This is a genomic window from Spectribacter acetivorans (assembly GCF_031846305.1).
Classification (GTDB): Bacteria; Pseudomonadota; Gammaproteobacteria; order Nevskiales; family Salinisphaeraceae; genus Spectribacter; species Spectribacter acetivorans.
Map to the genome: position 1 here is coordinate 36500 of NZ_JAVRHY010000017.1, position 20358 is coordinate 56857.

A 20358-nucleotide genomic window follows, 5' to 3' on the forward strand; every position below is an offset into this window, starting at 1 on the left:
GTTTTTTAAACAAATACCTAGCGACTTTGCCGCGCCAGCGTTTCCAGTTCCCTTCTCGATTCGGTGAGTGCGTTATAAATCATTATTTAATTGCCTGAATGCAATTATTGTCCAATAATCGTATTTAAGTACATTCATTTCGGTTCAAAGGCCCTTTTTTGGGGCCCGATAATACGCATAAAAAACCCGGCCATCGAGGCCGGGTTACCCGGGTGCCGGGTCTGGCCGGTTTCAGGCGACTGCAGCGCGCGTCCGGCCCTGCCGGCATTGGCAGCGTTCGGCAACGGCTTCGACCACGACGCGGGCATCCTCGCCAACCGCGGCGAAGCGGCCCGACCCCCAGGTATTGAGCCAGGGCAGCCCCAGGAAATAGGCGCCCGCCACCGGCGACACCCCGCGGCTGTGAACCGGGTCGCCGGCCCCGTCGAACAGCGGCAGCTCTACCCAGCTGAAATCGCTGCCGAATCCGGTGGCCCAGATCACCGAGCCGATGCCGCTGGTAGTGAGGTTCAGGTGGGTTGGTTCCACCTCGGGTTCCCAGGGCGGCTGGTATGGCTCGCCCGCCGGCGCGTTGATGCCCTGGCGTTCGATGTATTCGTCGATGCTGCGGCAGATCTTGCGGTAGGTATCGTCGGCGCCATCGAGATTTCGGCGCAGGTCCTGTTCGATATGGAGCACCCCGTCGGGCGGGATGTCCGCCACTCGTCCGTAGAGCTGCATGCCCTCGAGGGCGAACTGCCGCAGGTCGATATCGCGACCCCCGTCACGCCCGGTGAGATAGTGATTGGCCTTGTGGCGCAGGTTCCGGGCGGGTTCCGGATGCTCGTCCACGGTCACGTCGTAGGTGCCCATCCGTTCCAGCCAGTCCACCGAATCGCGGCCCCGGTAGACCCGCGGCGCCCGCGGTGCGCTGCTGACGCAGAGGTGGACGCCGCGGCCGGCCAGGTGCAGGTCCTCGGCGATCTGACAGCCGGACTGGCCGGTGCCCACCACCAGCACGTCCCCCGCCGGCAGGTCGTCGGGGCGCCGGTAGTGCACCGAATGCAGTTGCCGCACGTTGCCCGGCAGGCGTTCGGCGATGCGGGGAATGCGGGGAACGTGATAGCCGTTGACCGCAAGAATGACCTGATCGGCGGTGGCGTCGCCGGCGGTGGTGTTCACCCGGAATCCGCCGTGCTCGTCGGCGGTGACGCGGTTGACCGTGACGCCCTCCCGCAGCGGCGGGTCCACAAACGCGGCGTAGGTTTCCAGGTATTCGACGATCTCGTCGCGCGGCATGAAGCCATGCGGGTCGTCGCCGTCATAGGGAAACCCCGGTAGCCGGCATTGCCAGTTGGGGGTGACCAGGCAGAAGGAGTCCCAGCGCTGGTGGCGCCAGGCGTGGCCCACCCGGTTCTTCTCGATCACCAGGTGATCGATGTCCTGTTGCTGCAGCCAGTAGCTGGCCGACAGCCCGGCCTGGCCGCCGCCGATCACCACTACCGGCCAGTGACGGCTGATTTCCGGGCCGTCGATCATGCTGTTGCGACGAAATCGGTTCATGGTTCGAATCCTTCAATGGTGACGCGGGCGTCCTGCCGGTCCGCGAACTCGGCGGCCCGGGCTTCGATCGCCGCCAGTTGTTCGGCGGCGGCGCTGCAGGCGTAGCCGTACTTGCGCCGGACGCGTTCGCTGGCCACGGTCAGGGCATCGCGGGTGCGCATCAGGAACTCGGCCAGCGGATAATCGGCACCGGCCCGGAGGTAGGTGGTAACGGCGCTGGAGGGGGAATAGCACTGACTGCGGCTGTCATCCGGCCAGCGCACGATGAATCGGGTCTCAGGCATGAGCGGCCTCCGGCATCCCGACGCTGACGGTCGCCGGTCCGCAGCCGATATAGGGCCGGCTGGCGAAGTCCCAGATGTCGCGGTACTCGTTATCGGCGCGCAGGCGCAGACGGCGGGTGTCATCGCAGCGACCGATGGCGGCGCAGGCAATGCCGCGCTCGGTGAACCGCCGGGTCACGGCATCGGCCCGGTCCGGCGGCGCCGACAGCACGAAACCGAAACTGGGAAACGTCTCGGTCAGCCAGCGCGGCGGCGCGGCACCGGCGGGCCGGGGAACGCGCCCGATATCCACGGTCGCACCCACGCCCGAGCATTCCAGCAGCATCATCGTGGTACCGATGACTCCGCCCATGCTGATGTCCTTGGCGGCGGCGCACAGGCCGTCCTCGGCCAGGCCGGGCAGGATCTCGAGATCGGCGCGCAGCCGCGCCGGATCGCTGCCGGTGCTGGCATCCCAGTTGGGCCAGGGTGCGCGGTAGCGGCCGCGAAGATCGACGGCGGCCAGCAGGATGTCGTCCGGCTGTGCATCGAAGCTGGTCAGCAGTCCGTTGGCACGGCCCAGCACCGATACCGACAGCTGCTCCTGCTCGCTGCTCGCGTTGCTATGGCCGCCCACCACCGGAACGTTGTAGACCCGCGCGGCTTCGGCGAGACCGGCAAGAATGGGACGGGCGGCTTCGTGGTCGCGGCTCCAGATCGCATCCACCACCGCGGTGGGCCGCCCGCCCATGGCGGCGATGTCGCTGAGGTTGACCATCACCCCGCAGTAGCCGGCGAAGTACGGCGCTTGCGTCACGAAGCCGTTGACGAAGCCCTCGATGGCGAACAGCAGCCAGCCGTCGCCGTCGGGAATGGCGGCGCAGTCGTCGCCCACGCGGATGCCCTGCGAGCGCTCGCCGAGCGCGGCCAGCACCGGGGCGATGTCGGTCTTGCCGGCAATGCCCGGGCTGTGGCGGACGGCATTGGCGATGGCGTCCAGCATCACGCCGCCTGCCGGCGGGTGGTGACCACGCCTCGGGCTGGTTCCACGCAGGGTGGATAGTGGGCCAGATCGGCCTGCATCAGGACATGGGGCCGGCCGCAGACGTTGATCCGGTGCAGCGACTGCCAGTGCAGCCGCTCGAACAGCGGCACATTTGCCTGCTGGACCTGGGCAAGGAACCGGCTGCAGCCCCGGGCGCGGGCGCTGCCCACGGCAATCCGGATGAGTTCGGTACCCAGCCGCGCCAGCCGCCGGTAGTCGTCGGCCACCGCCAGCCGCGAGCCGCGCCAGAGTCCGTCGCCATGGTCGTGGATGCGCACCGTGCCCACCACCTGCTCGGCCATGCCGGACCACCAGGACAGGGCCACGATCGGCAGGGCGCATTCGTCCAGCGCGTCGCGGTCGTCTTCCGCGAACAGGCCCTGCTCGCCGCAGAACACGCGGCGGCGAAGGGCCATGGCCTGGCGCCGTTCCCAGGGTCGGTCCGCCAGCTTGACGGTGAACCCCGGCGATACGAATGGCACCACCCTGTGTTCATGGGATTCGGGAAGCATGACCGTAATCCGCGATCAGTCTTCGTAGGCCGATAGCGACGAACACGCGCCGCAGCGGCCGCAGCCGGCCTTGATGTCGGTGGAGTGCATGCCCGCGCGCGAGAGCATCCGGCCCAGTGGCGCCAGGATGTCGTGCATGAACTGCGGGTCGGGGGACTCGTGGTTTTCCAACGGCGTGCCGGATACGGGGACGAACGGCACCACGAACGGATACACGCCGAGATCCACCAGCGTCTGGCTCATCTCGAGAATGGCCTCGCGGCTGTCGCCCAGACCGGCGAGGATGTAGGTGGAAACCTGGCCGCGGCCGAACACCGCCACCGCCTGTTCGAAGGCCCGGAGATACTGGTCCGGCGTGACCTGTGCCTTGCCCGGCATGATGCGTTCGCGCACCGCGGGCGTGACCGCTTCCAGATGCATGCCCAGCGAATCCGCCCCGGCCGCCTCCAGACGACCGAACCACACCGGATCATCCGGTGGCTCGCACTGGGCCTGGATCGGCAGATCGACCGCGGCGCGCACGGCGAAGGCCGAGTCGCAAAGGATCTTCGCGCCGCGATCGGTGAAATTGGGGGTGCCGGTGGTCATCACCATGTGCTTGACCCCGTCCAGCAGGACGGCGGCGCGGGCGACCTCGGCCAGATGCTCGGGCGACTTGCGGTTGATGGTGCGGCCTTCGGCCAGCGACTGGCCGATGGCGCAGAACTGGCAGGCGGTGCTGCGCCTGCCGTAGCGGATGCAGGTCTGCAGCACGGTGGTGGCGAGCACGTCGCTGCCATGCAGCTGGGCAATCTTCCAGTAGGGCACGCCGTCCAGCGTCTGCATCTTGTAAAAGCGCGGCTGTCGGGCGAACTGGATGGTGCGGATGGGCTTGCCGTCGCGGGTCAGCCGGCCCTGGCTGTCGGTGGCGAACGGCGAGCGCTTCGCGTTGCCGGTGTGCACGGGCACCATGACCGTCCGGCCGTCGACTTCCACGGCCTTGTGATCGGTGGGCCCGGCGCCGCCGCGCCGGCTGGGGGCACCGGTTTCGGTGTCAGCCAGCCGCAGACCGAGCGACTGCATCTCGGTGAGCAGATTCCGGCTCGGATTCGCCATGATCGGGTTCCTCGTCGATTGCGTCGGGGGTGGCCGCGACCGGATCGCGTGCCACGGGCGCGTGGCAGCGGTCATCCAGCCGCAGGCTGAGCAGTTCGGGGCGGGCGTAATGGCCCACCGAGTCCATCATCCGTTTGCGCTTGGTGTTCAGCGCCAGGTCGATATCCGCCACCAGGCGGCCGGGGCCGTCGCGCAGCGGCTCGACCACATGCGAGCCGTCGGGCGCGATGATGGCGGTATAGCAGCCACCGGAGACGCCCTTCTGCAGTTTGGGGTCGTCGGTGATGCTGTGAATCTGGTCATCGTCGAGCCAGGACGTGGCGTTGACCACGAAGCAGCCCGACTCCAGCGCGTGATGCCGGAGCGTGACTTCCTGCTGCTCGGCGAAGATCGGCCCCACCAGGGAGCCGGGGAACTGGCTGCAGTGGATGGCCTCGTGGTCGGCCATCAGGGCATAGCGGGCCAGCGGGTTGTAATGCTCCCAGCAGGCCAGTGCGCCGATGCGGCCGACCGCGGTGTCCACCGCGTGCAGGCCGCTGCCGTCGCCCTGACCCCAGACCATACGCTCGTGATAGGTGGGCGTGATCTTGCGCCGCTTCAGGGCAATACGGCCGTCGGCGTCGAATATCAACTGGCAGTTGTAGAGCGTGCCGTGATCGCGCTCGTTCACTCCCAGTACCACCACGATGCCGTGTTGGCGTGCCGCCGCGGCCACCGCATCGGTGACCGGGCCGGGCACGGTGGGCGCGTGCTCGTAAAGCGCCAGATGGGGACGCCCCATCGCGACGGGCGGGAGTACGAAGGACCAGTAGGGGTAGTAGGGCACCGCGGTTTCGGGGAAAACCACGAGCTTCGCCCCCTCGCTGGCCACCGCCGCGATTTCTTCGAGCACACGCGCCACCGTGCCGTCGGGCGAGTCGAGCACCGGTTGCAGCTGTACCGTGGCGACCCGCACTTTCTGCGTATCAGACATTATCGGAGCCGTCCTGCGCCTACATCGTCCAGGTGTGGACCACGTAGGCGTTGTCGCGCCGGTGCAGCAGCTGCAGGTCGAGCACGTCCAGCGGATTGATCGGCCGGATGCCCTTCACCAGCGCCGGTTCGCCGTGACCGTAGAGCGCCTGCAGCGCAAAACGGCAGGCGTAGACCTTGCCGCCCTCGTCCATGAACGCGGTCAGCTGGTTCTCGAAGTTCTGATGGCCGGGAAAGGCCTCGTCGCCGATAGTGGGGAAGCCCCGCTGCACGCCCAGGGTCACGCCTGGCCCGTAGAGCAGGATGCTGGTTTCGAAACCCTTGCGCTGCAGGCGCTTGGCCTGAAGCATGTTGACCAGGCCGATGGAGCCTTCGAAGGCCACGGTGTGGAAGGTGACCAGGGCTTTTTCGCCCGCTTCGGCCTGGACGTCCTCGAAGACTTTCTCCTCGTAGTCGACGAAGAAGTCCCCCTTCTTGTAGGCGGGTGCGGTGACTGCAGGCATAACGTGAACTCCTGAACGTTGCGTTTTGATGACCGGCCGGCAGGCGCCGGACAAACCCGGGCGGCTACTTGCCGTGCATCTGCAGTCGCAAGCGTTGTGCCACTCAATTGGCTCTTGTATGCGATCAATATGCGATCATTGGCATGATTCGTGTGGTAGCCATGGTTCCGGGCAGGCGGATTCCCCGTCATCCGTTGGCCACGGGGTCGCGGCGCGGGGTGATTACGCACTACCATGAAGCCATACAGGCCATACTGGCGCACAACCATGGGGCAGCATGAACAATGATCTGAGGCGGTGGGCCGCACGGGTGCCGGAAATTGATCGCCCGACTTACCATGCAATCGCCGATGCGATCGCTGAGGACATCCAGGCCGGTCGTCTGCGCGGCAGCGAGAAGCTCCCGCCCCTGCGGGCGGTGGCCGAGGCACTGGGCATCAATTTCACCACCGCGGCCCGCGGCTATGCCGAGGCGGCCCAGCGCGGGCTGATCCGCGGCCAGCCGGGCAGCGGCAGTTTCGTGCGGGGCGAGATCCCGGCCGAACCCATCCGGCGCACCAGCCCGATCGGCACCATCGACATGTCGATGAACATGCCCCCCGAACCCACCGACCCCGATCTGATCGAGCGGCTGCGCGGCGGTCTGGCCAGTCTGGCCCGGGAAGATGACCTGTACGGGCTGCTGCGCTACCAGGAATTCGGTGGCGCCCGGGCCGACCGCGAGGCCGGCGCCCAGTGGCTGGCGCATCGGCTGCCGGATGTCGACCCGGCCAATCTGCTGGTCTGCCCCGGCGCCCACGGGGCGCTGCTGGGGCTGTTCGCGGCCCTGGCCCGGCCGGGTGACGTGATTGCCTGCGAGGCGCTAGGTTACCCCGGCATCAAGGGCATCGCGGCCCATCTGGGCATCCGCCTGGCCGGGCTTCCCGCCGACCGCGACGGCCTGGACCCGGAGGCCTTCGCCGGGCTATGTGCCGCCAACCTGCCCAAGGCGCTGTACATCAATCCGACCCTGGCCAATCCCACCACCGCGACGCTGTCGATGGAGCGCCGCACCGCCATCGCCGAGATTGCCCAGCGCTACGGTGTGCCCATCATCGAGGACGATCCCTACGGCTGTCTGCCGGCCAGGCGCCTGCCGCCGCTGGCCACGCTGGCGCCGCAGCTCACCTTTTACGTGGCCGGGCTGGCCAAGGTCCTGGGCGCGGGGCTGCGCATCGGCTATCTGGTGTTGCCGAACGTGCGGTACACCGCGCGGCTGACCACCACCCTGGCCAGTCTGGCGGTGATGGCCAATCCGGCCATGATCCGGCTGGCCACCCGCTGGATCGTGGACGGCACGGTGCGCGCCGCCACCCTTGCCATACGGGAGGAGTCGCGGGCCCGTCAGCGCCTGGCCGCACGGGCCCTGGCCGGCATCGACTACTGGGCCCAGCCGGAAGGTTTCCACCTGTGGCTGCCGGTCCCCCGGCCCTGGACCCGGGTGGAGCTTGGCACCCGTCTGCGTCAGTACGGGGTGGCCGCGGTGGAGTCGGATACCTTCGCCATGCGCAGCCCCGCCCCCGAGGCAATGCGCATCTGCCTGGGCGGCCGTTCCAGCCGCGACGAGTGCCACCGGCAGCTGGAGATCATCCACGACGCCATCGAGCATCTGCCGGCCATGGCCGCCGGCGCCGACCTCTGATCTGGCGCCGACCCGCATTGCACCGCCCGGCCATTCAGCCGAGGATGCAACCGGGGTGACTGCGATGGTCCGGAGGCAGCATGGATTACTGGCAGATCGAACAGGCTGACGGCGTGGTGGTGGCGGCTTACCACAATCCGCCGATGAACTATTTCTGCGCCGAGGGTGCCCAGGCGCTGGCCGGGTTGATCGAGGGCTGGCGCGACGACCCGGCCGTGCGCGTGGTGATTGTCACCGGCGGCGTTCCCGGCAAGCTGATCACCCACTACAGCGTGGAGGAGCTGGAAGCCCTGGCCGCCGATCGCGACGGCATGCGCGCCATGGGTACGGCCCTGAATGACGGCTACCACGCCATGCTGTCGGCGCTGGAGAATCTGCCCAAGCCGGTGATTGCGGCCATGAACGGCGATGCCATGGGCGGCGGATTCGAGCTCTGCCTGGCCTGCGATATCCGCATTGCCCAGACCGGCGATCACCGTTTCGGCCTGCCCGAGGTCAAGCTCGGCATCCTGCCCGGCGGCAGCGGCACCCAGCGGCTGAGTCGTCTGATTGGCGCCGGCCGCGCCATCGAGTTCATCCTGCGGGGCCGTGTCGTGCCGCCGGACACCGCACGGGACCTCGGACTGGTGCACGAATGCGCCGACGACGCCCTGGCCAAGGCCCGCGAGATCGGCGCCGACCTGGCCGCCCTGCCGCCTCGGGCGGTCGCCCGCATCAAGCACGCCGTCTACGCTGGCAGCGACACCCATCTGACGGCGGGCTTGTCGATGGAGGCCGCCGATTTTCTGGACACGATGCTGTCGGATGACGGTCTGGCGGCCATGCGGGCCTATCTGGCACAGCCGCTGGACGCACGGCGGGACTGGCTGGAGAAGCCGGACGCGCCGGATTACACGGGGGGCTGACCGGTGGCCTTGGGCTGCAGGCGGAATGAATTCCGCCCTACACTGGCATTGAGCCCTGCGGTAGGGCCGATTTCAATCGGCCTTTCCGGTCGATGCCTCGGGGCAGACAATCGCAAAAAAGAAGCCGGCCCGCGGGCAACGGGCCGGCTGGATTGCCGGGACATCGGCGAAGACAAATCGCGGGTCAGGCGGCCTTGTCGCGCAGGCTGCGGGCGGCGTCGACCATGTTCTGCAGCGCCGGCGACACTTCCGCCCACTGCCGGGTCTTGAGCCCGCAGTCCGGGTTGATCCAAAGCCGTTCGCGCGGAATCCGCTCGGCCGCCTTGCGCATCAGGTCGATCACCTGATCCGGCGCCGGGATGTTGGGCGAGTGGATGTCGTAGACACCCGGGCCGATCTCGTTGGGATAGGCGAAGTGGTCGAACACATCCAGCAACTCCATGTTGGAGCGCGAGGTCTCGATGGTGATCACGTCGGCGTCCATGTGCGCGATCGACTCGATGATGTCGTTGAATTCCGAGTAGCACATGTGGGTGTGAATCTGGGTCTCGTCACCCACGCCGTTGGCGGTGATGCGGAAGGATTCCACCGCCCAGTCGAGATACGCCTGCCACTGCGAGCGCCGTAGCGGCAGACCCTCGCGCAGCGCGGCCTCGTCGATCTGGATGACGTTGACGCCCGCGGCCTCCAGGTCCAGCACCTCTTGGCGGATGGCCAGCGCCAGCTGCTTGCAGGATTCCGAGCGCGGCTGATCGTCGCGCACGAAGGACCAGTTGAGCATGGTGACGGGTCCGGTGAGCATGCCCTTGACCGGCTTGTCGGTCAGCGACTGGGCGTAGCGAATCCAGTCCACGGTCATCGGCTCGGGGCGCTTGATGTCGCCGTATAGGATCGGCGGCTTCACGCAGCGCGAACCGAAGGACTGCACCCAGCCGTGCTGGGAAAAGACATAGCCTTCGAGCTGCTCGCCGAAGTACTCGACCATGTCGTTGCGCTCGGGCTCGCCGTGCACCAGCACGTCCAGGCCGAGCTTTTCCTGCTCGCGGATGGAGCGCTCGATCTCGGCCTTCATCTGGGCGACGTAATCCTCGCGGGAGAGATTGCCCTTGCGATGCTTGAGCCGCGCCTGGCGAATCTCCTTCGTCTGCGGGAACGAGCCGATGGTGGTGGTCGGGTAGGCCGGCAGGTTCAGGTGCTGGCGCTGGGCCTCGGCGCGCTCGCTGTAGGCACTGTCGCGCTTGCCCATGTCCGGGGTGATGTCGCGCGCGGCCTGCTTGACCGCCGGATTGTCCACGCGGTCGGAAGCGCGGCGGCTGGCGATGGCCTCGGCGTTGCGGTCCAGCGCCTGGCGCACGGCGTCGCGGCCCTGGTTCAGGGCGCCAGCCAGGACCTCGAGCTCGCCCAGCTTCTGCAGCGCGAACGCCAGCCAGCTCTTGATCTCGGGGTCCATCTTCGTCTCGCTGTTCAGGTCCACGGGCACGTGGAGCAGCGAGCAGGACGGGGCCAGCCACAGGCGGTCGCCTAGATTCTCGGCAATCGGCTCCAGCCAGTCCAACAGACCGGCGAGATCGGCCTTCCAGATATTGCGACCGTCGATCACGCCCAGCGAGAGCACCTTGTCCTCGGGTAGTGCGGCGACGATCCGATCGACCTCGTCACGGCCCTTGACGGCATCGGCGTGCAGACCGGCCACGGGCAGGTTGCAGGCCAGGCCGATGTTGTCGGCCAGCTCACCGAAATAGGTGGTGACCATCAGCTTCGGTGCCGCGCCGGCCAGCGTGTCGTAGGCCTTCTGAACAGCCTGCTTCCAGGCGTTATCCAAGTCATAGACCAACACCGGCTCGTCCAGTTGCACCCAGTCGATACCCTGCTGGCCGAGCTGATCAAGCAGCTCGCGGTAGACCGGCAGCAGGCGATCCAGCAACGCCAGCCGGTCGCTGTCGTCGGTGGCCTTGGAAAGCCACAGATAGGTGACCGGGCCGACCAGCACCGGCTTGGGCGTCACACCGGCGGCCTTCGCCTCGGCCACCTGGTCCAGCAGGTCATCGGCATCCAGCGTGAACGCGGTGTCGGCGTCCACCTCCGGCACGATGTAGTGGTAGTTGGTATCGAACCACTTGGTCATCTCGCCGGCGCGCACGGCATTCGCGTCATCATCCCCGGCCGAGCGGCCGCGGGCTACGCGGAACATGTTGTCCAGCCGGCTGCCGTCGAGCTTGCTGACCCGCGCCGGCACGTTGCCCAGCCGGAAGCTGGTGTCTAGCAGGTGATCGTAGAACGAGAAATCGCCCACCGGCACCAGACCCAGGCCCGACTGATGCTGCCAGTTCTGCCGGCGCAACTCGGCGCCCCTGGTCAGGAGCTCGTCGGCGCTGGATTCGCCCTTCCAGTAGGCCTCTTCCGCGAACTTCAGCTCACGCTTGCCGCCGATGCGGGGGAATCCGAGATTGTGGGTCGTCGCCATGATCGTCCTTCAGCATTCAAGTGGGGAACGCAGGAATCGTAGGCGCGCTAGCCAATGAATAAAAATGGTATTTTTTCATTAAGCCATTATTTATTCTCATGGATAAGCAATGATCGAACGCACCCACCTCCGCATCCTCCGCAGCATCGAGCGCGATGGCTCGCTGACCGCGGCTGCGGCGTCGCTGCACCTGACGCAGTCGGCCCTCAGCCACGCCATCAAGAAGCTGGAACAACACTCCGGCGCGCGGATATGGGAACGGGACGGCCGCCGCGTGCGCCTGACCCCCGCCGGCGAGTACCTGCTGAACACCGCCAACCGGCTGCTGCCGCAACTCGAACGCGCCGACGAGGTGCTGGCCGAGTACGCCGCCGGCGAGCAGGGGGCGCTGCGCATCGGCATGGAATGCCACCCCTGCTACCAGTGGCTGCTGAAGGTGGTCGAGCCCTACCTGCAGGCCTGGCCGGGCGTGGATATCGACGTGATGCAGCAGTTCCAGTTCGGCGGCATGGCCGCCCTGTTCAGCCACGACATCGACATCCTGGTTACCCCCGACCCGCTGGACCGCCCCGGCGTGCTGTTCGAACCGGTGTTCGACTACGAGCAGGTCCTGGCCGTGGCCGCCGACCATCGTCTGGCCGGCCGCGACCACATCAAGCCGTCCGACCTGAACAACGAAGTGCTGTTTTCCTACCCGGTCGATGCCGACCGCCTGGACATCTACACCCGTTTCCTCACGCCCGCCCGCTGCGCCCCGCGCAGGCACAAGAACGTCGAGTCCACCGACATCATGCTGCAGCTGGTCGCCGCCGGCCGCGGCGTCGCCGCGTTGCCCCGCTGGCTGATCGCCGAATACGCCGACAAGCTGTCACTCGAAGCCGTCCGGCTCGGCCGCAGGGGCATTCCCAAGCAGATTCACCTGGGGGTGCGCAAAGGCGACCGACGTAACCAGCATATCGAGGCATTTCTGCGGCTCGCGCAGACGGTTAGTGAATTTGACGGCCACTGACTACGCACGCCAGATGACCTGGTCAGATCTTCCAGCGGCAAACATCGGACTCGGCGCCCGATTGTTTTCGGGAGGCAGCAGCCCGGCGGTCAGCACCGCCGCGCGACGACTTCGAGGTATTCCGCCTCCACGCGGGTGCCGCCGTCGTTGGCCTGGTTGTGTTGCTGCCAGTGGCTAGTCAGCTCTTCCTGCAGCGCCGCCTGGCCGGCAGGATCCAGCGCGGCGAAGGCCTTCTGCGCAGGGCCGTAATAGTCCCGGAAGAGGTCGACCACCGCCTCTGGTCCGAAGGGGTACTCGAACGGATAGGAGCGGCGGGTTACGGTCACGTCGGCGCCGGTGGCAAGGCGCTGGCGCACGGTGGCCTCGTCACCCCACTGCACCGGCGGCGCCATCAGCGGCGGGGGCGGTGCGTGCTTGCCGATGATCTTGAACATGCCGCCGACGAAGCCTTCGGGCGTCCAGTTGCCCATGACGATGCGCCCGCCGGGCCGGCAGACGCGCAGCAGTTCGCTAGCTACCCGGTCTGGCTGCGGTGCGAACATCGCGCCGAGCAGGCTCGTCACCAGATCGAAGCTGGCGTTGTCGTAGGGCAGGTCTTCGGCGTCGCCCTCGTCGAAGCGGGCGTCGACGCCTTCCTCACGCGCCCAGGCCCGCGCCTGCTCGACGAGATTCGCGGCGATGTCGACACCCGTGACCTGCGCGCCGGCACGTGCCGCCGGGACGCTGATCTGGCCGGCGCCGCATGCGACGTCGAGCATGCGCGTGCCGGGCTGGATATCGAGACGTTCCAGAAAATCCGCCGCGCCGCGCTGCAGATAGACCGCAAAGGCGCCGTAGTCGCCCGATTCCCAGGTTGTTTTCAGACGCTGCTTGAGCGCCTGCATTTCCGGATCAGTACCTGCCGTAGCCTCAATGCTGCTCATGGCTGTCTCCTTTGCTTGCTTTCTGAGTAGGGCCGCGGTCCTTGCGCGCGACCATTCCGGAAACGATCTCTCGCTGTTAGGCTCGATATCCAGTTCAAAAGCTGAACCGGCCAACGGCCGGCAAGCCGTGCTTGCACTGGGGCCGTGTCGGTGCGGGAGGGTGCGGATGGCGTCACAGCAGGGTTATGGCCAGTTCTGCCCGGTGGCGATGGCCACCGAGGTGCTAGGCACGCGGTGGACGATTCTCGTACTGCGCGAGCTGCTCTGCGGCAGCACGCGCTTCAACGAATTGCGGCGCGGCGTGCCACGCATGTCGCCGGCGCTGCTGTCCAAGCGGCTCGGCGAACTGGAAACGCACGGCCTGATTACGCGCCGGGTTGATGCCGAGAGCGGTGCACCGGCCTACCGGCTAACCGAGGCGGGCGAGGAGTTGCGGCCAACCGTCATGTCGCTGGGAAGCTGGGGCCAGCGCTGGCTGGAGTCGCAACTGTCGCTGCGCAACCTGGACCCTTCGCTGCTGATGTGGGACATGCGCCGGAACCTGAAGCCGGAGGCGCTGCCGGAGCGCCGCATCACGATTCAGTTTCTGTACCCGCAACTAGAGCGCGGACAGCGGAAGTGGTGGCTCATCATCGATCGGGCCGCGGAGACGGATGCGGTCGACCTGTGCATGATCGATCCCGGCCAGGAGGTGGACCTGTACGTGGTCACCGATCTGCGCACCATGACGGCCATCTGGATGGGCATCATGTCGATCCAGCAGGCCGTGCGGGACAATCGTCTTCAGCTTACCGGCGCCCGGGAACTGACGTCGCGCATCGGCGACTGGCTCGGGCTGAGCCCCTTTGCCGGTGAGCAGAAGCGGGTGTCTCCCTGAATTTCGTCGGCTCTTCGGAATCGGAACGCGCTTATCCTGACGCTGGCGACGAAATTCGCTTTCCGCATTGACGTTACTCGGCACCAGCCCGGTAATGGCATCCAGCACCGGTGGCGACGCTTGCTGGTCCGGCACCCCCCATGCGGCGCAGCTGACGGTTGATCATGTCGGTCACGCTCGCAGGTCTCACGGACTCATGTGCAACACCTGACGCGTTTGTTGCCTGTTCCCGTTCGGTTACAGTGCGGAATCACGCATTAGTCGCCCCGAGGGGCAACACGCCGACAGGCGTTTCGGGGGAGCATTGCAAAAGCGCGACCTGAGCGAACGCGACATCTGCAGCAAGTACATCACCCCGGCGCTGGAGACGGCCGGCTGGGATCGCATGCTGCAGATCCGCGAGGAGGTCTCCTTCACCAAGGGCCGCATCATCGTGCGCGGCAAGCTGGTGACGCGCGGCAGGGCCAAGCGCGCTGACTATGTCCTGCAGTTCAAGCCCAATATCCCCATCGCGGTCATCGAGGCCAAGGACAACAACCACAGCCTCGGCGACGGCATACAGCAGGCGCTGGACTACGCCGAGACGCTGGACGTACCCTTCGTCTTCACCTCCAATGGTGACGGCTTCGTCTTCCACGACCGCACCGGCGCCAGCCCGCAGCGCGAGACGACCCTCAGCCTCGACCAGTTTCCGTCCCCGGACGACCTCTGGGCGCGTTACCGCGCCTGGAAGGGTTTCAGCCCGGCGGCCGAGGCCACCGTGCTGCAGGATTATCACGATGATGGCAGCGGCAAGACGCCGCGTTACTATCAGATCAACGCCGTCAACAAGGCCATCGAGGCGATCGCCCAGGGGCGCGACCGTCTGCTGCTGGTCATGGCCACCGGCACGGGCAAGACCTACACCGCCTTCCAGATTATCTGGCGGTTGTGGAAAGCCGGCCGCGCCAAGCGTGTGCTGTTCCTGGCCGATCGCAACGTGCTGGTCGACCAGACCATGGTCAACGACTTCCGCCCCTTCGGCGGGGCCATGGCCAAGCTCTCCACCAATGCGAAAACGATTGAACGCGACGACGGCCGTCACGAAGAGCTGACCCTCGGGGTGGACCGGCAGCGGCGCATTGACAGCGCCTACGAGGTGTACCTCGGCCTGTACCAGGCCATTACCGGCCCGGAGGAACGCAACAAGCTGTTCCGCGAGTTCTCGCGTGACTTCTTCGACCTCATCGTCATCGACGAATGCCACCGCGGCAGCGCGGCCGAGGACTCCGCCTGGCGTGAGATCCTGCAGTACTTCTCCGGTGCCACCCAGATCGGGATGACGGCCACCCCCAAGGAAACGAAGTACGTTTCCAACATCGCCTACTTCGGCGACCCGATCTACACCTATTCACTGAAGCAGGGCATCAGCGACGGCTTCCTGGCTCCCTACAAGGTGGTCAAGGTGCACATCGATCACGACGTCCAGGGCTACCGGCCGCAGAAGGGCCAGCGTGACCGTGACGGCAACGAAATCGACGATCGTCTCTACAACCGCAAGGACTTCGACCGCGAACTGGTCATCGACGACCGCACGCAACTGGTCGCACAGAAGGTCACGGCCTTCCTGCGGGAAAGCGGCGACCGTTTCCAGAAGACCATCGTGTTCTGCGTGGACCAGGAACACGCCGCCCGCATGCGCCAGGCGCTGATCAACCAAAACCAGGATCTGGTAGCCCAGAACTCGCGCTATGTGATGCGCATCACCGGCGGGGACGCCGAAGGCAAGGAACAGCTCGACAACTTTATCGATCCCGAATCCACCTGGCCGGTTATCGTCACCACCTCGCGCCTGCTTTCCACGGGGGTCGACGCGCAAACCTGTCGCCTGATCGCGCTGGACCGCGAGGTGGGCTCCATGACCGAGTTCAAGCAGATCGTCGGCCGCGGCACCCGCGTGCACGAGGACACCCGCAAGTACTACTTCACCCTCATCGACTTCCGCGGCGCTACCAGCCACTTCGCCGACCCCGATTTCGACGGCGACCCGGTGCAGATCTACGCCCCCGACGAGGGCGACCCGGTTGCGCCGCCGGACGATGCGCCCACCCCCGCGATCGGCGAGGATTCGCCGGCCTACGCGCCGGGCGAGGACGAAACCGTGATCGACGGTGCGACCGGTGACGGCAGCAAACCCGACAAGCAGCGCAAGATCTACGTTGACGGCGTCGGTGCCAGCATCATCGCCGAACGGGTCGAATACCTCGACGAGCAGGGCAGGCTGGTCACCGAATCGCTACGCGACTTCACCAAGCGCTCGCTGCGCAAGCGCTTCGCCAGCCTGGACGATTTCCTGCGCCGCTGGAGTGCCGCCGAGCGCAAGCAGGCCGTGCTCGACGAGCTGGCTGCCGAAGGCCTGCCGCTGGACCCCATCGTCGAGGAACTGGGCAGCGAGCTGGACCCCTTCGACCTGATCTGCCATATCGCCTTCGACGCCAAGCCGCTGACCCGCCGCGAGCGCGCCGAGCAGGTGAAGAAGCGCGACATCTTCAACCGCCATGGCGATACCGCCCGCAAGGTGCTCGAAGCACTGCTCGCCAAGTACGCCGACGAAGGTGTGCTCAATCTCGACGACCCGCGCGTGCTGAGCATCCCGCCCCTCAACCAACTCGGTACCACTGTGCAGCTGGTCAACGCCTTCGGCGGCAAGGCCAAGTTCGAACAAGCCGTCCACGAGATGCAGGCGGCGCTGTATGACGAAGTGGCCTGAGCCATTTATCGCTAACGAACCGCAATCGGGGCCGGATTGCCGTGGTCATACCTTGGTGATACTATTTGCGCATGAAAGTAGCAGTCTCGGTACCAGAACCCATTTTTGAAGCTGCGGAACGTCTGGCCAAACAGCGCCGCGTTCCCCGCAGCCGGTTGTTTGCCGACGCCTTGAGCGAATACTTGGCCCGGCACGGCGCCGAAGGGATAACGGACAAGCTCAACGAGGTCTATGCCGAGCAAGATTCGGCGCTGGACCCGGCCTTGGCACGCGCGCAAAATGCATTAATCGACGATGAAGCGTGGTGAGCTCTGGTGGGCGTCGCTGCCGGATCCCGTGGGCTCCGGCCCCGGGTTTCGTCGCCCCGTGCTCATTGTTCAGGCCAACGCTTTCAACGACAGCCGCATTTCGACAGTCATCGTAGCCGTCGTGACCTCCAATCTTGCCTTGGAAAACGCACCAGGCAACGTGCGTCTCTCCAAGGCCGATTCCAGCCTGCCCAAAGCTTCGATAGTGAACATATCGCAACTCCTCACCCTGGATCGCTCACTGCTGACGGACCGCCTCAAGGCGATTCCCGGCAAGACGATGCAAAAAGTCGATGCAGGGCTCCAACTGGCGTTGGGGCTATGACCGCTATGCCCGCCGTAAAGCCGGGCGAACTGCTCCTGGAAGAGTTCCTGAAACCCAATGGCCTGACGCAGTACCGACTGGCCAAGGAAATCGGCGTGCCAGCCCAGCGTATTGGGGACATCGTGCACGGCAAGCGCGCTATCACCGCCGATACCGACCTGCGGTTGTGTCGCTTCTTCAGCCTCAGCAAGGGCTACTGGCTGCGTGCTCAGGCGGCGCGTGACATGGAAGTGACCGAGCAACGGATCGGCCGTGAGCTGGCCGCCATCACGCCATTGGCCAACCAAAAGCTGATCCACCTCGGAGGCACCCAGCCGGGCGCAAAAGCTGGTCCGCGTCGCCGTCCAAATCAATAACGCAAACTGCTGCCCCATGTCCGTCCGCACCCTAGTCAAGTCCATCCAGGACATCATGCGCCAGGACACCGGCGTGGACGGCGATGCCCAGCGCATCAGCCAGCTGTGCTGGCTGTTCTTCCTCAAGATCATCGACGACCAGGACAAGGAACTGGAACTGCTGCGCGACGACTACCGCTCGCCCATTCCGGCAAAACTGCAATGGCGCAACTGGGCGGCGGACCCGGAAGGCATCACCGGCGAAGAACTGCAGGCCTTCATCAACAACGAGCTGTTCCCCACGCTCAAGAACCTGACCGCCTCCGGCCAGCCCGGCGACCGCCGTCGCGTGGTGCACGACGTGTTCGAGGACGCCTACCACTACATGAAGTCCGGCCACCTGATGCGGCAGGTGATCAACAAGATCAACGGCATCGACTTCAACAACCTCAGCGAGCGCCAGCACTTCGGCGACATCTACGAGCAGATCCTCAACGACCTACAGTCCGCCGGCAACGCCGGCGAGTACTACACCCCGCGCGCCGTAACCGCCTTCATGGCGCAACAGATCGACCCGCACCCCGGCGAGACTCTGTTCGACCCGGCCTGCGGCACCGGCGGCTTCCTCAGCTGCGCCCTGCGGCACATGCGCGATCACTACGTGAAGCGGCCGGAAGACGAGGCCACCATGCAGAACGCACTGCGCGCGGTGGAGAAGAAGCCGCTGCCGCACATGCTCTGCGTCACCAACATGCTGCTGCACGGCATCGAGGACCCCAGCTTCGTACGGCACGACAACACGCTGGCGCGGCCCTACATCTCCTGGACCAAATCCGAGTACGTGGACATCGTGCTCACCAACCCGCCCTTCGGCGGGCGCGAGGAAGACGGCATAGAGGCCAACTTCCCGCAGCGCTACCGCACCCGCGAAACCGCCGACCTCTTCCTGGCCCTGATCATCCGCCTGCTCAAGCCCGGCGGTCGCGCCGCCGTGGTGTTGCCGGACGGCTCGCTCTTCGGCGAGGGCGTCAAGACGCGCCTCAAGGAACACCTGATGGAAGAGTGCAACCTGCACACCATCGTGCGCCTGCCCAACTCCGTGTTCCGCCCCTACGCCAGCATCGGCACAAACCTGCTGTTCTTCGAGAAAGGCACACCCACCACCGAGACCTGGTACTGGGAGCACCAGGTTCCAGAAGGCCAGAAGGCCTACTCCATGACCAGGCCCATCCGGCTGGAGCATCTGGACGACTGCGCACAATGGTGGGGCGGCCCCGATGGCAAGGGGCGCGAGGGCCGCGAGGAAGGCCCGCGCGCCTGGAAGGTCACCGCCGAGGAGATCAAGGCCCGCAACTACAACCTCGACATCAAGAACCCGCACACCGTAGAGGAAGACCACGGCGACCCGGAAGAGCTGCTGGAAGACCTAAACAACGCCGAGGCCGAAATCCAGGCCATCCGCGATCAACTCAAGTCCATCCTCGGCGAGGCGCTGACGCGATGAAGGCCGAACAGGCGCAATCCATTCTCGAACGCCTAGGCGGAAGTTCCATCGATGAGATTCAGCGCTTCCGAAAATTGGCTGTAGCGTTGGCGATCTCAGGGAAGCTTGATGGCAACCTCAGCGGCACATCGGTTGACGAATGGGCAAACGAGGCAACGCTGTCCTCCCTAGGAACAAAACTCTCGAAGTTGCGAGTTGAACCGAAAGAGCTTCCAGAGGGCTTCCGCGATGAGAAGAAATTCGTCCGCCTTGGCGCCATCGCGAACATCGAAAAGGGCAAGACAGCAATCACCAAAGCGTTGCCGGGAGCTTTCCCGTTGGTCGTAACTGGAGCAGGAAGAAAGCCATGCGACCATCACGACTTTGAAGGCCCCGCTGTAATTATCCCCCTGGTTTCATCAACTGGTCATGGTCGAGCATCGATCAACCGGCTCCACTACCAAGAAGGTCAGTTCGCACTCGGAACAATTCTGGCTGCCGTCTTCCCGAAGAATCCGGAATTGTTCTCGGCTCGCTTCCTTTTCGAGTACCTGAGCACTTTTACAGAAGATCTCCTCGTATCGCGGATGACTGGTACAGCCAACGTAACGCTCACTGTTGGCCGCATCGCGGACGTGCCAGTCCCCTTAGTTGACCCCAAGGTGCAAGGAAGAATCGACGAGCTGATGGCCCTCTGCGACCGGCTGGAGGAACAGCACCGCACCCGCGAATCCACGCGCGACCGGCTGACCACCGCCACCCTCTCCCGCCTGACCACACCCAACGCCGAAGAACAGAGCTTCCGCGACCACGCCCGCTTCGCTCTCGGCACCCTCCCCGCCCTCACCGCACGCCCCGACCAGATCAAGACATTGCGCCAGACCATCCTCGACCTCGCGGTACGAGGGAGGATCGTGCTGCAAGACACGGGCGAAACGACGGATAGTTCGTTGAGCAATCCCTCAAGTCCTATGGAATCGCAAGCCGTAGAAGATGAAATTCCGTTCACGCCGCCGGAGGGATGGCGGTGGGTTCGACTATCAGAAGTCGCGGAGTTCGAGAACGGTGACAGAAGCAAGAGGTACCCGAAGCGCGCGGAATATATCTCCCATGGCGTGCCATGGATTAACACCGGGCATATTAGAGAGGACGGATACCTGTGCGATTACACGATGAATTTTATCTCGCAGGCAAAATTCGATTCGCTTGGAAGTGGCAAGATCCAACCTGGAGATATGCTTTATTGCTTGCGAGGCGCGACATTCGGAAAGACCGCGTTCGTCGAGCCTTTCGAGACGGGAGCGATTGCATCTTCACTGATGATCATCCGGCCAAGTACGCTTGTAGATCGGCGCTTTCTCTATTGT

General features: G+C 65.5%; 19 protein-coding genes. 10 read left to right on the forward strand and 9 right to left on the reverse strand.

The window, feature by feature from the left end:
* Nucleotides 1-231: 231 nt before the first annotated feature.
* From RM531_RS14190 to RM531_RS14220, 7 genes are read right to left on the reverse strand one after another with little or no spacing between them, the layout of a single operon-like run.
* Nucleotides 232-1542 carry an MSMEG_0569 family flavin-dependent oxidoreductase gene (locus RM531_RS14190; RefSeq protein ID WP_311660170.1) on the reverse strand — a complete coding sequence of 437 codons (1311 nt, stop codon included), beginning with the start codon at nucleotides 1540-1542 and terminating at the stop codon, nucleotides 232-234.
* Nucleotides 1539-1826: an MSMEG_0570 family nitrogen starvation response protein gene (locus tag RM531_RS14195; RefSeq protein WP_311660171.1), complete on the reverse strand. Its 288-nt coding sequence runs from the start codon at nucleotides 1824-1826 to the stop codon at nucleotides 1539-1541. The genes RM531_RS14190 and RM531_RS14195 overlap by 4 nt, the downstream gene beginning before the upstream one ends.
* Nucleotides 1819-2808 carry a sll0787 family AIR synthase-like protein gene (locus RM531_RS14200; protein WP_311660173.1) on the reverse strand — a complete coding sequence of 330 codons (990 nt, stop codon included), beginning with the start codon at nucleotides 2806-2808 and terminating at the stop codon, nucleotides 1819-1821. The genes RM531_RS14195 and RM531_RS14200 overlap by 8 nt, the downstream gene beginning before the upstream one ends.
* Nucleotides 2808-3362, reverse strand: coding sequence for an MSMEG_0567/Sll0786 family nitrogen starvation N-acetyltransferase (locus RM531_RS14205; protein ID WP_311660176.1), 555 nt, complete (start codon nucleotides 3360-3362; stop codon nucleotides 2808-2810). The genes RM531_RS14200 and RM531_RS14205 overlap by 1 nt, the downstream gene beginning before the upstream one ends.
* Before the next feature lie 15 nt (nucleotides 3363-3377).
* Nucleotides 3378-4457: an MSMEG_0568 family radical SAM protein gene (locus tag RM531_RS14210; protein WP_311660177.1), complete on the reverse strand. Its 1080-nt coding sequence runs from the start codon at nucleotides 4455-4457 to the stop codon at nucleotides 3378-3380.
* Complete coding sequence (locus tag RM531_RS14215) at nucleotides 4396-5430, reverse strand: Nit6803 family nitrilase (RefSeq protein WP_311660178.1); 1035 nt, start codon at nucleotides 5428-5430, stop codon at nucleotides 4396-4398. Before RM531_RS14215 ends, RM531_RS14210 begins: the two co-directional genes overlap by 62 nt.
* Nucleotides 5431-5449: 19 nt before the next feature.
* The gene (locus RM531_RS14220; RefSeq protein ID WP_311660180.1) at nucleotides 5450-5932 is read right to left on the reverse strand and encodes an MSMEG_0572/Sll0783 family nitrogen starvation response protein; all 483 of its coding nucleotides are present in this window, start codon (nucleotides 5930-5932) and stop codon (nucleotides 5450-5452) included.
* Between the two features lie 277 nt (nucleotides 5933-6209).
* Between RM531_RS14220 and RM531_RS14225 the strand changes: the two genes are divergently transcribed.
* The gene (locus RM531_RS14225; RefSeq protein ID WP_311660182.1) at nucleotides 6210-7613 is read left to right on the forward strand and encodes an aminotransferase-like domain-containing protein; all 1404 of its coding nucleotides are present in this window, start codon (nucleotides 6210-6212) and stop codon (nucleotides 7611-7613) included.
* 80 nt (nucleotides 7614-7693) lie between these two features.
* Nucleotides 7694-8518 carry an enoyl-CoA hydratase/isomerase family protein gene (locus tag RM531_RS14230; protein WP_311660183.1) on the forward strand — a complete coding sequence of 275 codons (825 nt, stop codon included), beginning with the start codon at nucleotides 7694-7696 and terminating at the stop codon, nucleotides 8516-8518.
* A gap of 184 nt (nucleotides 8519-8702) precedes the next feature.
* On the opposite strand, the gene metE is transcribed toward RM531_RS14230, so the two are convergent.
* Complete coding sequence (gene metE / locus RM531_RS14235; RefSeq protein ID WP_311660185.1) at nucleotides 8703-10982, reverse strand: 5-methyltetrahydropteroyltriglutamate--homocysteine S-methyltransferase; 2280 nt, start codon at nucleotides 10980-10982, stop codon at nucleotides 8703-8705.
* Between the two features lie 109 nt (nucleotides 10983-11091).
* Here metE and RM531_RS14240 point away from each other — a divergent pair, with 109 nt between their 5' ends.
* Complete coding sequence (locus RM531_RS14240) at nucleotides 11092-11991, forward strand: LysR family transcriptional regulator (protein WP_311660187.1); 900 nt, start codon at nucleotides 11092-11094, stop codon at nucleotides 11989-11991.
* An 89-nt stretch (nucleotides 11992-12080) separates the two neighbouring features.
* On the opposite strand, the gene RM531_RS14245 is transcribed toward RM531_RS14240, so the two are convergent.
* A complete protein-coding gene (locus RM531_RS14245; RefSeq protein WP_311660188.1) occupies nucleotides 12081-12914 on the reverse strand; it encodes a class I SAM-dependent methyltransferase in 834 nt (277 codons plus the stop codon).
* Between the two features lie 166 nt (nucleotides 12915-13080).
* Here RM531_RS14245 and RM531_RS14250 point away from each other — a divergent pair, with 166 nt between their 5' ends.
* From RM531_RS14250 to RM531_RS14280, 7 genes are all read left to right on the forward strand, one after another.
* Nucleotides 13081-13791 carry a winged helix-turn-helix transcriptional regulator gene (locus tag RM531_RS14250; protein WP_311660189.1) on the forward strand — a complete coding sequence of 237 codons (711 nt, stop codon included), beginning with the start codon at nucleotides 13081-13083 and terminating at the stop codon, nucleotides 13789-13791.
* Nucleotides 13792-14095: 304 nt separating this feature from the next.
* A complete protein-coding gene (gene hsdR, locus RM531_RS14255) occupies nucleotides 14096-16540 on the forward strand; it encodes an EcoAI/FtnUII family type I restriction enzme subunit R (RefSeq protein WP_311660191.1) in 2445 nt (814 codons plus the stop codon).
* Nucleotides 16541-16611: 71 nt separating this feature from the next.
* Nucleotides 16612-16848 (forward strand): hypothetical protein, encoded by a 237-nt coding sequence (locus RM531_RS14260; protein WP_311651344.1) that lies wholly within the window; start codon nucleotides 16612-16614, stop codon nucleotides 16846-16848.
* A complete protein-coding gene (locus RM531_RS14265; protein ID WP_311651346.1) occupies nucleotides 16835-17173 on the forward strand; it encodes a type II toxin-antitoxin system PemK/MazF family toxin in 339 nt (112 codons plus the stop codon). Before RM531_RS14260 ends, RM531_RS14265 begins: the two co-directional genes overlap by 14 nt.
* A complete protein-coding gene (locus RM531_RS14270; RefSeq protein ID WP_349255452.1) occupies nucleotides 17170-17529 on the forward strand; it encodes a HigA family addiction module antitoxin in 360 nt (119 codons plus the stop codon). The genes RM531_RS14265 and RM531_RS14270 overlap by 4 nt, the downstream gene beginning before the upstream one ends.
* A 16-nt stretch (nucleotides 17530-17545) precedes the next feature.
* Nucleotides 17546-19012, forward strand: a complete 1467-nt coding sequence (locus RM531_RS14275) for an N-6 DNA methylase (protein ID WP_311660194.1) — start codon at nucleotides 17546-17548, stop codon at nucleotides 19010-19012.
* The coding region (locus RM531_RS14280; RefSeq protein ID WP_311660195.1) for a restriction endonuclease subunit S at nucleotides 19009-20358 on the forward strand (1350 nt) is incomplete at its 3' end. The genes RM531_RS14275 and RM531_RS14280, both read left to right, overlap by 4 nt.